The organism is Pseudomonas sp. LBUM1657 (assembly GCF_059716075.1).
Window position 1 is genome coordinate 3,504,463 of sequence record NZ_CP166799.1, and the last position, 13,630, is coordinate 3,518,092.

Annotated in this window: 12 protein-coding genes; 6 read left to right on the plus strand and 6 right to left on the minus strand. The window is 59.7% G+C overall.

Annotation, left to right across the window (positions count from 1 at the left end):
- The first annotated feature begins 87 nt into the window (after nt 1-87).
- The 4 genes from ACA055_RS16120 (at nt 88) to ACA055_RS16135 (ending at nt 4,247) form a co-directional block, all read left to right on the plus strand.
- Nucleotides 88-870 (plus strand): sugar phosphate isomerase/epimerase family protein, encoded by a 783-nt coding sequence (locus tag ACA055_RS16120; RefSeq protein ID WP_497679550.1) that lies wholly within the window; start codon nt 88-90, stop codon nt 868-870.
- Nucleotides 863-1,852 (plus strand): sugar kinase, encoded by a 990-nt coding sequence (locus ACA055_RS16125; RefSeq protein WP_497679551.1) that lies wholly within the window; start codon nt 863-865, stop codon nt 1,850-1,852. Before ACA055_RS16120 ends, ACA055_RS16125 begins: the two co-directional genes overlap by 8 nt.
- A gap of 97 nt (nt 1,853-1,949) precedes the next feature.
- The gene (locus ACA055_RS16130; RefSeq protein ID WP_497679552.1) at nt 1,950-3,248 is read left to right on the plus strand and encodes an MFS transporter; all 1,299 of its coding nucleotides are present in this window, start codon (nt 1,950-1,952) and stop codon (nt 3,246-3,248) included.
- 21 nt (nt 3,249-3,269) lie between these two features.
- The gene (locus ACA055_RS16135; protein ID WP_497679553.1) at nt 3,270-4,247 is read left to right on the plus strand and encodes a 2-hydroxyacid dehydrogenase; all 978 of its coding nucleotides are present in this window, start codon (nt 3,270-3,272) and stop codon (nt 4,245-4,247) included.
- Nucleotides 4,248-4,321: 74 nt separating this feature from the next.
- On the opposite strand, the gene ACA055_RS16140 is transcribed toward ACA055_RS16135, so the two are convergent.
- A complete protein-coding gene (locus ACA055_RS16140) occupies nt 4,322-4,648 on the minus strand; it encodes a fibronectin type III domain-containing protein (RefSeq protein WP_497679554.1) in 327 nt (108 codons plus the stop codon).
- Nucleotides 4,649-5,214: 566 nt separating this feature from the next.
- On the opposite strand from ACA055_RS16140, the gene ACA055_RS16145 reads away from it, so the two are divergent.
- Entirely contained in the window at nt 5,215-5,499 is a 285-nt protein-coding gene (locus ACA055_RS16145) for a helix-turn-helix transcriptional regulator (protein WP_497679555.1), read from the plus strand.
- A 72-nt stretch (nt 5,500-5,571) separates the two neighbouring features.
- Here the strand turns inward: ACA055_RS16145 and ACA055_RS16150 are convergent, their stop codons facing one another.
- The 3 genes from ACA055_RS16150 to ACA055_RS16160 all read right to left on the minus strand — a co-directional run bounded on the left by ACA055_RS16150 (nt 5,572) and on the right by ACA055_RS16160 (nt 9,756).
- Nucleotides 5,572-6,648 (minus strand): hypothetical protein, encoded by a 1,077-nt coding sequence (locus tag ACA055_RS16150; protein ID WP_497679556.1) that lies wholly within the window; start codon nt 6,646-6,648, stop codon nt 5,572-5,574.
- A gap of 253 nt (nt 6,649-6,901) precedes the next feature.
- The gene (locus tag ACA055_RS16155) at nt 6,902-8,089 is read right to left on the minus strand and encodes a pyridoxal phosphate-dependent aminotransferase (protein WP_497679557.1); all 1,188 of its coding nucleotides are present in this window, start codon (nt 8,087-8,089) and stop codon (nt 6,902-6,904) included.
- A gap of 41 nt (nt 8,090-8,130) precedes the next feature.
- Nucleotides 8,131-9,756 carry a methyl-accepting chemotaxis protein gene (locus ACA055_RS16160; RefSeq protein WP_497679558.1) on the minus strand — a complete coding sequence of 542 codons (1,626 nt, stop codon included), beginning with the start codon at nt 9,754-9,756 and terminating at the stop codon, nt 8,131-8,133.
- Between the two features lie 607 nt (nt 9,757-10,363).
- On the opposite strand from ACA055_RS16160, the gene ACA055_RS16165 reads away from it, so the two are divergent.
- Nucleotides 10,364-10,723 carry a DUF6124 family protein gene (locus ACA055_RS16165; protein WP_497679559.1) on the plus strand — a complete coding sequence of 120 codons (360 nt, stop codon included), beginning with the start codon at nt 10,364-10,366 and terminating at the stop codon, nt 10,721-10,723.
- A 129-nt stretch (nt 10,724-10,852) separates the two neighbouring features.
- On the opposite strand, the gene ACA055_RS16170 is transcribed toward ACA055_RS16165, so the two are convergent.
- Nucleotides 10,853-11,989 carry a glycerate kinase gene (locus tag ACA055_RS16170; protein ID WP_497679560.1) on the minus strand — a complete coding sequence of 379 codons (1,137 nt, stop codon included), beginning with the start codon at nt 11,987-11,989 and terminating at the stop codon, nt 10,853-10,855.
- Between the two features lie 352 nt (nt 11,990-12,341).
- Nucleotides 12,342-13,463, minus strand: coding sequence for a sugar diacid recognition domain-containing protein (locus tag ACA055_RS16175; RefSeq protein WP_497679561.1), 1,122 nt, complete (start codon nt 13,461-13,463; stop codon nt 12,342-12,344).
- Nucleotides 13,464-13,630 lie beyond the last annotated feature (167 nt).

Below are 13,630 nucleotides of genomic sequence, written 5' to 3' on the forward strand. Positions count from 1 at the left end.
GCCCGCGAAGAGGCCCGAAAGATCAACACAAAATCTCATCCTTTTTTTTTGAACAAAAATGAAACCGGTTTCAGAGGTAGAAAAACAATGAACAAACCACCCGTTTCCATCAGCCTGTCGAGCTACGGCGCCGACCTTGTGCGCCAGCGCGGCCAGGGCAGTTTCATCGAGGTACTGGCCGCTGCAGGCGCCACCCACATCGAATGGCGCGAAGAACTGCTGACCGTCGAAGACCCTGCACAACTGGCCGCCGCTACCCAGGCCAATGGCCTCGACAGCGTGTATTCCTCGCCGATGGAATTGTGGCTGGCCGGCCAGTCCAAACCCAATCCACAACTGATCATCGCATTACAGCGCGCCGAGGCTTTCGGCGCCCAATGGCTGAAAGTGTCGCTGGGCTATTTCACCGACAACAATGACCTGCAAACCCTGGCTCGCACCCTCGCGCAGAGCCCGGTGCAACTGTTGGTGGAAAACGATCAGACCTTGCACGGCGGTCGCATCGAACCCTTCCAACGGTTTTTCGCCCAGGTCGAGCAACACAACCTGCCGATCAAAATGACGTTCGATATCGGCAACTGGCACTGGCAAGACCAGTCGGCCAACAGCGCCGCGCGATTGCTCGGACGCCACGTCGGCTATGTGCATTGCAAAGCAGTAACACGCCGCGACGGCGGCAAACTGGTCGCCATACCGCCCGCCGTCAGTGACCTGCATTTGTGGGAACAACTGCTGCGGCATATGGCCCACGGCGTCATGCGCGCGGCGGAATATCCGCTGCAAGCTGACGACCTGGTGCAGTTGACCACCGAGCATGTCGCTACCCTCGCCCGCCTCGGTCAAACCCGCTTGGAGAGCGCTCATGTCTGAGATCGATATTCTGTCGTTCGGCGAAACCATGGCGATGTTCGTCGCCGAGCAAAATGGTGATCTGGCGAGCATCGGCCATTTCCACAAACGCATTGCCGGGGCCGACTCCAATGTCGCCATCGGCCTGTCGCGACTGGGGTTTAACGTGGCGTGGCTGAGCCGGGTCGGCGCCGATTCGTTGGGCCGTTTCGTGATCGACACCCTGGCTAAAGAAGGCCTGGATTGCAGCCACGTCGCCACCGATTCCGTGCACCCCACCGGCTTTCAGCTCAAGTCGCGCACCGACGATGGCAGCGATCCGGTGGTCGAGTATTTCCGTCGCGGTTCGGCAGCCAGTCATCTGTCGCCACAGTCGATCGTTCCTGAATTGCTGAAGGCGCGGCACTTGCACGCCACCGGTATTCCTCCGGCGCTGTCCGCATCGGCCCGGAAAATGTCGGTCGAATTGATGACCCGCATGCGCGATGCCGGGCGCAGCGTGTCCTTCGACCCGAACCTGCGCCCGAGCCTGTGGGCCAGCGAGCAACAGATGATCACCGAGATCAACCGACTCGCCGCCCTCGCCCATTGGGTGCTGCCGGGCTTGAGCGAAGGCCGCTTGCTGACCGGTTTCGAAGACCCGGCCGACATCGCAGCGTTTTACCTCGACCAGGGCGCCGAAGCCGTGGCGATCAAACTGGGCCCGCACGGCGCTTATTACCGTACGCATCTGGATCAGGGTTTCGTGGCGGGCGTGCCGGTGGAAACGGTGGTCGACACGGTCGGCGCCGGCGATGGCTTTGCCGTCGGCATGATCAGCGCCCTCCTGGAAAACCACAGCTTTGCCGACGCCGTGAAGCGGGCCAACTGGATTGGCAGCCGTGCGGTGCAGAGTCGGGGGGATATGGAGGGGCTCCCGACCCGCTCCGAAATGGATAGCGAATTTGAGGCCGCCTTCGCGAGCAGGCTCGCTCCCACAATGGGCCTGTGTTCACAAATTTAATGTGGGAGCGAGCCTGCTCGCGAAGAGGCCAGCTCAGTCACCAAAGTTTCAAACCGTTACCTGCTGCGACAAAAACAACAAGCTCAGGAGCACCACCATGAAAACCGCAACGCTCGCCACCCGCCGCTGGTGGTACATCATGCCCATCGTGTTCATCACCTACAGCCTGGCGTATCTCGATCGCGCCAACTATGGCTTCGCTGCCGCGTCCGGTATGGCAGCGGACCTGATGATCACACCAGGCCTGTCGTCGATGCTCGGCGCACTGTTCTTCCTCGGCTACTTTTTCTTCCAGGTACCAGGTGCGATCTACGCCCAGAAGCACAGCGTGAAGAAGCTGATTTTCGTCAGCCTGATCCTCTGGGGCAGCCTCGCGACCTTGACCGGGATCGTCTCCAACGCCTACTGGCTGATCGTCATCCGCTTCATGCTCGGCGTGGTCGAAGCCGCGGTGATGCCGGCGATGCTGATCTACCTGTGCCACTGGTTCACCCGTGCCGAACGCTCACGGGCCAACACCTTTCTGATCCTCGGCAACCCGGTGACCATGCTCTGGATGTCGGTGGTGTCGGGGTATCTGGTGCAGCATTACAGCTGGCGCTGGATGTTCATCATCGAAGGCTTGCCGGCGGTGCTCTGGGCGTTTATCTGGTGGCGTCTGGCCGATGACCGTCCGGCCCAGGCCAAGTGGCTCACCGACCAGGAAAAGCTCGATCTCGAAAGCGCCCTGGCCGCCGAACAGGTTGGTATCAAAGCAGTAAAAAACTACGCCGAAGCCTTCCGTTCGCCGAAAGTGATCATCCTCGCGTTGCAGTTTTTCTGCTGGAGCATTGGCGTCTACGGCTTTGTGTTGTGGCTGCCGTCGATCCTCAAGGCCGGCGCGCAAATGGACATGGTCGAAGCCGGCTGGCTCTCGGCGCTGCCGTACCTGGCCGCGGTGATTGGCATGCTGCTGGTGTCCTGGGGCTCGGACAAAATGCAGAAGCGCAAACGCTTCGTCTGGCCACCGCTGTTGATCGCCTCGATTGCGTTCTACGGTTCCTACGCCCTGGGCGCCGAACATTTTTGGTGGTCCTACACCCTGCTGGTGATCGCCGGGGCCTGCATGTACGCGCCTTACGGGCCGTTCTTCGCGATCATCCCGGAAATCCTCCCGGCCAACGTCGCGGGTGGCGCCATGGCGTTGATCAACAGCATGGGCGCGCTCGGTTCGTTCGGCGGTTCCTATCTGGTCGGTTACCTGAACAGCTCCACCGGTTCGCCCGGCGCGTCGTACCTGTTGATGAGCGGTGCGTTGATGCTCTCGGTGGTGCTGACGATTTTCCTCAAGCCCGGTGCCAGTGACCGGGTCGTGGCCAAGTCGGTTGCGAAGCCGCCGATGGCTGCTCATTCCTGAATTGATGTTGAGATGACTACGATGAAAAAGCAGGTTGTGCTGTACAAGAAACTCTCGCCGCTGCTGATGGCTCGTCTGCATGAGCAGACTGCAGTGACGCTGATCGACAACCTCAACGCGGACGGTCTGGCGCAACTGCGTGACGCCCTGCCCCACGCCCACGGCTTGCTCGGTGCCAGCCTGAAACTGGACGCCGAACTGCTCGACCTGGCGCCCGATCTGCAAGCGATCGCCAGTGTTTCGGTGGGCGTCGACAACTACGACATCGACTACCTGACCGAACGGCGCATCCTGCTGAGCAACACGCCTGATGTGCTCACCGAAACCACCGCCGACACCGGTTTTGCGCTGATCCTGGCCACCGCCCGGCGTGTGGTGGAACTGGCGAACATGGTTCGCACCGGCCAATGGAAGCGCAACATCGGCCCCGCGCAGTTCGGCAGCGATGTGCATGGCAAAACCCTGGGTATCATCGGCATGGGGCGCATCGGCGAGGCGCTGGCCCAGCGCGGGCACTTTGGTTTTGGCATGCCGGTGATCTACCACACCCACTCGCCAAAACCGGCGGTGGAGCAGCGATTCAACGCGCAATACCGCAGCCTGCCGGAGTTGTTGCAACAGGCTGATTTCGTTTGCCTGACGCTGCCGTTGACAGCGGAAACCGAAGGGTTGATCGGCGCGGAGCAGTTCGCCCTGATGCGTCCAGAGACCATCTTCATCAACATTTCACGGGGCAAAGTTGTGGACGAAGCAGCGCTCATCCAGGCCTTGCGTGAAGGCCAGATTCGCGCGGCGGGACTGGATGTGTTCGAGCGCGAACCGCTGAACCCTGATTCGCCGTTGTTGCAGTTGAACAACGTGGTGGCCACGCCGCACATTGGCTCGGCGACCCATGAGACGCGGGAGGCGATGGCCACGTGTGCGGTGGACAATCTGTTGGCGGCGCTGGCGGGTGAGCGGCCGGTTAATTTGGTGAATGTGGGGGCCTGGAAAGCCTGAGGATTTGGGTTGCCTGGGCTGGCCTCTTCGCGAGTAGGCTCGCTCCCAAATTGGATCAGCGTCGTCCCTGAGTTTTATGAACGACAATACCCTTGTGGAGTTGCTGCAGGCTGCGATCCTTTGATCTTGCTCTTGAAATCAAAAGAACGCAGCGTTCGGCAGCTCCACAGGTCGGTCATTGCGTTGTTAGTTCCATGGTCACCGACTCCGAAAAGCGCCCGGATATCCGCCAGCGTGCGAAAGGTCAGTAATGCCGGTTCGGAGTAGTTCCCGGAATAATCGTAGGCGCGGACTTTCACGGGGTATGACGTATCAGGTTTCAAACGCGTTACCCGCACGTTTCCAGGACTGCATATCCGTGAAGAAACCGGCTTTCGATTGTTTTCGAAAGTGCCGCTCATGTTTCAGCCTCCTGCCTAAACTGGATTCTTTATCAGAAAGCTGACTCAGTTAGTACCTATCAGAACTGATAGTTGTTTTCTGGAAAAACAGTAAGAACTGAAGACACCAGTCAGATAACCACGCTCGGCCGTGAAAAGATGGGATCAAAGAGGACTCGGTCCGACAGGATCCCCGTTCATCGGTTGCGGCGAAGTTTTTTGTGGATGCCCTTCACAGCAAGGCGGCTTTCGGGATGTCATTTTGTATCCCCGCACTTGCTGGTTCCGCATCTGCAAAAGGCGCCTCGAATCAAGCGTTTAATATCCAGGATGCTGGACGGAAAAATGTAGAGAAAACTCCTACTCACTGGGGAGCTTTGGCTGACAGCTCTTTTGATAAGGTCCTATTAAAGTCCCCGACCTGTAATTTCTGACAGGTTCCAAGACGATTTAATCGCGATATAAGGAAACCGTGCCTACAGCCCCTACACAGGTGCCTGAAGGACGGCCGCGCGAACCACGCCATTTTGTAGTAGGACGATTCCGCCGCGCCCACGCCGTCAATGATGATGAATGGGAGATTCATTATGTACAGCTCCACTACCGCATCAGTTCGATCATCAAAAACCCCGGTCAATTTCCAGCCTCAGGAGTGCAAGCAACCCCCTGCAATAAAACTCACCAACCGAGAAAGAGAAGTCTTGCAGTGGAGCGCCGCTGGCAAGTCTTCATGGGAGATCGGCCAGATCGTGCGCTGCACCGAGGCCGGTGTGAATTATCACTTTTGCAACATCCGCCGAAAATTCGGCGTGAGGTCACGCTGGATCGCCATGGCGATGGCGCTGGAACAAGGGCTGATCAAGATGCCTTGAGCCAGCCCCTCCTCAGTGGTCAGCGTGGCATTGACCCCTGTTGAGACCTTTCATGTATCTGGAACAGACGCCTCAAGCCTTATCTACAACGCCTGTCGTGGTGCTGCCGTACGCCTCCAGAATCATCGCCCACGGCACAAAAATATCGAACCCGGTGGATGGATTCGGGCCCACAGGTGTACCGGGTGTAAGCTCCAGGTCTTTCCATCTGACGACAATGGTGTCGGTGGATTTACCATTGGTTACTGGATCAACATGAACCATCACTCCGCCATTGATAATGTCCTCACGAAGCAGGTCACCACCAGTAGCGTCCGCCACTGTGGGCTTGGGCAACGGTACGGGCGGCAACGGCCCGAGTGCCACGGACATGAGCTCATATTGAGACAGCGCGCTGATGTTGCCGGCCTTGTCGATGAGGACGTAGCCTCCGCAACACATGCCGTCCCCCGCCGCGAGGAACTTGTCTTTGGGAATTCTCACCGTGCCGCCACCAAGAATTGCTTGTGGACCGATCAGATCGATATCGTCGGGATCCTGGGGCAGCTCACCTTTCAACCAACCGAAGGCGATTTGGGAGCCGACTGCATCGCCGGTCCAATTGGGAATCGTCGCTTCCAGGTAGTCATTCGTACCAAACGATGCATCGGTGATGGGTTGCGTGACGGTGAACACCATTTTGCTCGGAGGTGTCGCGCCATTCGGAGGGACCTTGTCGATATAGATGCGAACGCGGTTGGAGTAGTCCGTAGGCCCTTGATGGCTGACGTGTCGATATCTGAGGTCAAAGGGACCTTCATTTTCTTGATTCAGAAAGAATGTACTGGGGATCGTGAATTCCAAAGGCACCCAGGCATCACCACCGACATAGGAACGCTCTTGAAATGTTGACCATTCGTCACTGCCCCCGCGCGCATACTCGAGCCTGAAATAATCAATATCCAGGGGATCGTCCGGAAGTGTGCCAGCCCATGAGGTGATCGTTGTTTTTTGATCTGTGTTGAGCGTTGAGCGGTGAATCAACCCCTGTGCATCCCCAGCTATCACTATATGATTGACGTCCGGGTCCTGGACTATCAGTAGTTCAGCCCCGCCGGAGGTAGATTCACCTGCCATAAGCCTTTGTTCTTTTTTATCTGAACCTGCCATGTTGTCGCTCTCCGTATACACAACCTGGCGTCATGGACCCTCCATGACGCTTCAGTTCGAAAAGCAGACCGAGTCTCCCGGGCACTACCCAAACGCCATCCCGTCGTTCTGCGCGTGGGAGAAGTAAACAGTTTTTTTTTGAGGTGCGTAACTGTCAAAGTTGACAGGTACCCCCAGTTTTTTTTGCACTGGGGGAGCGTTTTTACGCAGGGATAAACAGGACGATAACGGCCTCAAAAACAAGCGAAAAACCTCAGGCCCGCCGCGCCTCCAGCAGCTCCGTCGCGCACAGCGCAATACGCCGGCAGGCATCCGCCAGTTTCAGCCGATCCACCACCAAACCAATGCGAATATGCCCCGCCGCACTGGGCCCGAACGCTTCACCGGCTAGCACCGACACGCCGTAGCCTTCCAACAGCCGCTCGGCGAAGTGCTGGGCCGACAACCCCGTGGGGCGCACATCGACCATCACGAACATCCCGCCATCGGGGCGAATCGCTCGCAAGCCGGAGCACAGATTGAGGCTGTCGCACACCAGGTCACGACGCTGGCGATATTCGTCACGCATCAGCGCCACTTCCGGCAGGTTTGCATCGAGGGCCAATTGCGCGGCGTTCTGAATGAAGTCCGGAATGCCGAACAGCATGCACAACGACAAATTCACCAGGTGTTCACACAAGGCTTTCGGCCCGATCACCCAGCCCACCCGCCAGCCGCTCATGGCGTGGGATTTGGACAGGCTGTTGATGGTCGCGGTGCGCTCGGCCATGCCCGGCAGGCTCGCCGGGCTGATGTGTTCGCCCTCGTACAGCAAGTCGCTGTAGACCTCGTCGCTGATCAACCACAGGTCATGACGAATGCACAGCGCGGCCAGCTCTTTCCAGATCGTCAATGACAGGCTGGCGCCAGAGGGGTTGTTCGGGCTGTTCAGTAAAATGGCGCGGGTCTTGGGCGTGATGAGTGCCGCCACGTCTGCTGGATCGACCCGAAAGCCGTTCTGTGGCCGCACCGGCACCGGTACGACTTTGGCCCCGCAGGCGCCGAACACGCCTTCATAGGTGACGTACATCGGTTCGGCCACGATCACTTCGTCGCCGGGGTCGAGCAGGCATTGCACCACCGAATACACCGCGCACTGCGCGCCCGGAAACACAATCACGTTCTCGGCATCCACCGCTTGGCCACTGCGCTGGCGATGACGCCTTGCAATGCTGTTGCGCAGCCCCTGACTGCCGCGCACCGCCGGGTAGTGCGTATCGCCGGCCAGCAAACTTTCGATGGCGGCCCAAACGATGGGCTGCGGGGTGTCGAAGTCCGGGTCGCCGATCGACAGCAGCAACACATCGACGCCCTGCTCACGCAACTCCAGCGCTCGATCGTGAATCTTCCAGGCCGCCGCTCCGTCACCGGCGATTCGTTGGGTCAAGGCTGAATAGCGCATGTCGTTCTCCTGCCGCGCGGGTTCCTAGCCTCAACCCTATCTCAAATCACGAACCGCGCCACCATCGCATTCAAGTCCACCGCCAATCGCGACAGCTCGTGGGTGGCGGCGCTGGTCTGGTTCGCACCGGCGGCGGACTGGGTGGCCAGGTCACGGATGTTCACCAGATTGCGATCCACCTCGCGTGACACCTGCGCCTGTTCTTCGGAAGCGCTGGCGATTACCAGGTTGCGTTCGTTGATCAAGTGGATCGACTGGGTGATCTGCTCCAAAGCGACACCGGCAGCGCGGGCCAATTCCAGGGTGTTTTGCGTGCGTTGGTTGCTTTGCTGCATCGACGAAACCGCTTCACCGGTACCGTTCTGAATGCCCGCCACCATTTTTTCGATTTCCTGGGTCGACTGCGCGGTGCGATGGGCTAAGGCGCGAACCTCGTCCGCCACCACGGCAAAACCGCGCCCCGCTTCACCGGCACGAGCGGCTTCGATGGCGGCGTTGAGTGCAAGCAAGTTAGTTTGTTCGGCGATGGCGCGGATCACGTCGAGTACCTTGCCGATATCACGTCCCTGCGCCGCCAGGCCTTCGATCATCAGCGAGGTGTTTTGCACGTCGTGGGTCATGGTCTGGATCGCATCGACGGTTTCCACCACGCGGTCGCGGCCTTCGCGGGCAGCCTGGGTCGACTGGTTCGAAGCCTCGGACGTGGACACCGCGTTGCGCGCGACTTCCTCCACGGCGGCGGTCATCTCGTTGACGGCGGTGGCGGCCTGTTCGATTTCGTTGTTCTGCTGTTGCAGCCCCCGAGATGCATCTTGGGTCACGGTGCTGAGTTCTTCGGCAGCAGCGCCCAACTGCGTGGCGGAACCGGCAATCTGTTCGATGGTTTTGCGTAGGCTGGTTTGCATCGCCGACAAGGCTTCGAGCAGGCGCGCCGGCTCATCCTTGCCGTCGACTTCAATGGTCTTGGTCAGGTTGCCGTCAGCGATGGTTTGCGCCGCCTGCACCGCTCGGTTCAGCGGCGTGACGATGCTGCGGGTCAGCAGCCACGCCAGCAGCACGGTCAGCAGCGCAGCAAACACCGCCACCGCGACGATGCCGGTGATGGCGTTGCTGAATTGCTCGCCCGCTTCGGCCGAGGCGGTCTTGGCATAACCGGTATTGAGCGCCACCAGTTTGTTGAGCTGCTCGCCCATCTGATCGGTGCCGTCCTTGATTCGCGTGTTGATCAGCGTGCGCATCTCATCGACTTTGTTTTGCCGCGACAGCTCCAGCATCTGGGTCTGCGCTTGCATGTAGTTGTCGAGGGTTGCGGTGAACGTTTTGTACAGCGCGGTCTCTTCCGGCTGGGCGGGCAACGCGGCGTAACTGGCTTGGGCGCTGCGAAGTTTATCGACGAGCACCCCGATGCGCGTTTGAGCTTCCTGCAGTGCCGTCGGCTCGCGGTTGACCAGCACCCGGAACGAGAGGATGCGCATGCGCAGGACATTTTCCGTCATGTTGCCCAGGAACCCGACGCTGGGCAGTTGCGTGCTTTCCATGTCCAGGGAGGCCTGGCGAATGAGGGTCATGCGGTTCACGGCAAACACGCCCAGCACAATGACCAGCAAGGCGATGAAGGCAAAACCGAGGAAGGCTCGAGGGGCGATGTTCAGATTGCGCAGGGACATAGGATGGCTCTCGGTGATTGAGGCGGCGAGCATCCTTGCAGTGAGCGCTGTCGGGCGGGCGCGGGCGCAGCCTTTCAACCGGGCGCCATTGTTGTAATAGGTGTGTGCGCCTATTCGTTGTATCGGCCAGGGTTGAGGTTTGTTTCAGGGGAAGGATGAAATATTTTTCAGAGGGCCAGGTGTGTTTCAACGGTGAAACACAACGCTGAGATTTTTCACGTAGAAGCAATGCACGACCGCTCGTTAAACATCGCCGTCGAGTGCTTGTTTAAGCGGCTTGTAAGTCACTTCCTGAAAGCTACAAGACCTTGCGCCGTTGCCTACGGGTACGCCAGAATCCGCCGGCTTGTGCGTCTTGGGGCTGCTCGGTAACTTAATTCGTGTCACTGATTGTCAGTGATCGGGTTTAGTAGCCCGGCTAAGGTTAAGCGGTCGCACGAGCATCATCAGTCAGGTAATCGCCTGCACTTTATGGCAGCTGTGCGCATGGCGTCCTCGGACGCGCCGGTTTTTGCTTTCCCTTGCCGGTCTACTAACTTGCGCACCGCTGCCACCACTTCGTTTAGTAGCGAAATGGTTGCGGCCCTACTACAGAAGGGATGCATCTATGTTCAAAGTTACGCCAAACCCGCCGGACACTGATCCGGCCTCCCCGTACGAACCCGATTCAAAAAAACTCAACGAAGCCGCCGAGCGCGCCCTCGACTTCCACTTCCCGTCGACGGCCGATATCAAAGCCACGCCGCGAACGCCCAGCACCCTGTTTACCGTCGACCCAGAAGCCACGACCGAAACCCTGGTGGTTTACTTGTGCGAGACGTTGGCCTCGGTCGATGTGATGGTCCATCACTTGGTGGACCTTCTGGACGGTGGCTCGCGCAATGTTCTGCTGGGCATTTCAAACAGCGTGATGCTGGCGGAGATCACCGCGAACCGGGTGCTGGATCAAATCGATCCACCGCAGTAGCCGTCAAGACCCAAACCTGTGGGAGCGAGCCTGATCGCGATGGCGGTGTATCAGCCAACATGACTGTTGAATGTACGACCGCCTTCGCGAGCAGGCTCGCTCCCACAGTGGATTTTGGCGTTCAGATGTTTACTGTCGGGCCATCCGCCAGACCCGAGCGATGTCCGTTGCCCGCTCACGCAACAAGCGCGGTGCTTCGGCGCACGCCTGTTCCAGCGTCATCGGCCCGCTCGCCAGGGCAAACGCGGCATCGATGCCATGGGCATACAGTTGCTGATACCCCTCCCCCAACGTGCCGGCAATCACGATCACCGGAACACCGTGCTTCCCGGCGATACGCGCCACGCCAAACGGCGTTTTGCCGCGCAGGGTTTGTGCATCGAAACGGCCTTCGCCAGTGATCACCAGATCGGCGCCGGCCACCGCTTGCGCCAGGCCCACCAGTTCGGCAACCACCTCAACCCCCGCCTTGAATTGCGCCCCGAGAAACGCCTTGGCGGCAAACCCGAGGCCGCCCGCCGCACCACTGCCTGGCTCTTCGCGCACGTCTTTGTTCAAGGCTGTTGCGCAGTGATCGGCAAAGTGCCCGAGGGCGCGATCCAGTTGTTCAACCTGCTCCGGCGACGCGCCTTTTTGCGGACCGAAAATCGCCGAGGCTCCGTGGGGGCCGCACAGTGGATTGTTCACATCGGCGGCGATGTCGAAGCGCACGCCGGTCAAACGCGGGTCGATGTCGCTCAGTTCGATGCGCGCCAACTGCCCAAGCGCCAGACCGCCCGGTGCCAGGGTCTGGCCTTGCGCGTCCAGCAGTTTCACGCCCAGGGCTTGCATCGCGCCTGCGCCGCCGTCATTGGTCGCGCTGCCGCCAATCGCCAGAATCACCCGTTGCGCGCCGGCATCCAGTGCCGCGCGGATCAGCTCGCCAGTGCCATAAGTGCTACTGACACAGGCATCGCGCTGCCCCACCGGGACCAACTGCAAACCACTGGCTTCAGCCATTTCGATGATCGCGGTGTGGTTGTGCGGCAACCAGCCCCACGCGGCATTCACCGTGGCGCCCAGCGGTCCGCGCACGTCGGTGCGGCGCAATTCGCCTTCGCACGCCGCCAGAATCGACTCGACCGTCCCTTCCCCGCCGTCGGCCATCGGGCATTTGATCAACTGCGCCTCGGGCCAGACTTCTGCCAAGCCGAGAGCAATGGCATCCGCCACACCTTGTGCACTGAGGCTGTCCTTGAACGAATCGGGGGCGATGACGATTTTCATGCGAATTCTCCAGTTCCAATGCCCTCATGCTGCCAGCAGGCCGAAACAATAACGCCGGTCCGCTGCACAAGTGGCATGGAGGATTATTGTTCATTGCCACAAAACCAGTGCTTTTTGTGGGAGCGGGCTTGCTCGCGAAGGCGGTGTATCAGCAACATAAATACTGGCTGACACGACGCCTTCGCGGGCAAGCCCGCTCCCACAGGTTCTGCGGTGGACACAAATATTGCGAACAACATCCATCAATTGTGGGAGCGGGCTTGCCCGCGAAGGCGGTGTATCAGCAACATAAACACTGACTGACACGACGCCTTCGCGGGCAAGCCCGCTCCCACAGGGAATGGTGTGTGGATTACGACTTTGCGTCTGTCTCGGGCAGGAGTTGCACGCCGAGGTAGAGCGCCAGCATCCCATCAAGCTTCAGCGGATCGACACCGCTGAGTTCGGCAATCCGCTCCATGCGGTAACGCAGGCTGTTGCGGTGGATACCCAAGGCATCGGCACAGGCCTGGCTCTGGCCGTCGTGATCGCACCAACTACGAAGGGTCGCCAGCAGTTGGCCGTTGTTGTCCTTGGCGATGACTTTGCGCAGCGGGTTGAGCAACTCGTCCAGCGCATCATCATTGCGGTGCCGCCAGAGCATCACCGGCAGTCGATAACGGTTGAGCGTGAGCAATCGGGAACCGGGCAACACATCACGTCCGTAAGCCAGTAAATCTCCGACCCGCCGATAGCAACGGCGCAAACCCGACAGTCCATCAGCCTGCCCGCCCACGGCGATGCGCAGGATGTTCCAGCCCAGGCCGTCAAGTTTTTCCAGCAGCCGATCATGCTCGATCGCCTGGTTGGCCGGTCGACACCAGAGCAACGAAGACTTGGCCGAACTCACGCACCAACTGTCCGGGTAGCGCGAGGTCAGCCAGGCACTGAGCGCCTCGACGGTTTGTCCCGGCCCGTGTTCCACCCCTAATTCGAACAGATACGGCACCCGCGTCATCTGCGGCTTGAGCCCTAGTTGTTGCGCTTCGTCGAGCAGTCGCGGCGAATCGCCACCCTCGCTGAGCAGCAACGCCAGCAGATCATCGCAACGCTGGCGCCGCCATTGCTGCTCGGCCTGCTGATTGCGCTGGCCCACCAGCATCTCGGCGGTCATGCGCACCAGTTCGGCATAGGTGCGCAATTGCTCGGGCTCGCCAGTGATGCCCAGCACGCCAATCAAACGTTGATCGAGCATCAACGGCAGGTTGATCCCCGGCTGCACGCCTTTCAAATGAATAGCGGTTTGCGCGTCAATCTCCACCACGCGCCCGTTGGCCAACACCAGTTGCGCGCCTTCATGACGAGTGTTGACGCGCTCGGGTTCGCCACTGCCGAGGATCAACCCCTGGCTGTCCATGACGTTGACGTTGTACGGCAGGATGGCCATCGCCCGGTCGACGATGTCCTGGGCCAGATCGTGATCGAGTTCGAACATAGCGGTGATCCTGAAAAGCGTGATGGGACGGGTTGTTCACCCGCACAGGCCTTGGCGGCAAACCCTGTGCTCAGGCACAAAGACAGCGGCCCCGAGGGTGGCCGAGACTCTCTGGGCGATCAACGTTACCCTTTGCATCGCAAAAAATCATAATAAAGAGAGAGCCC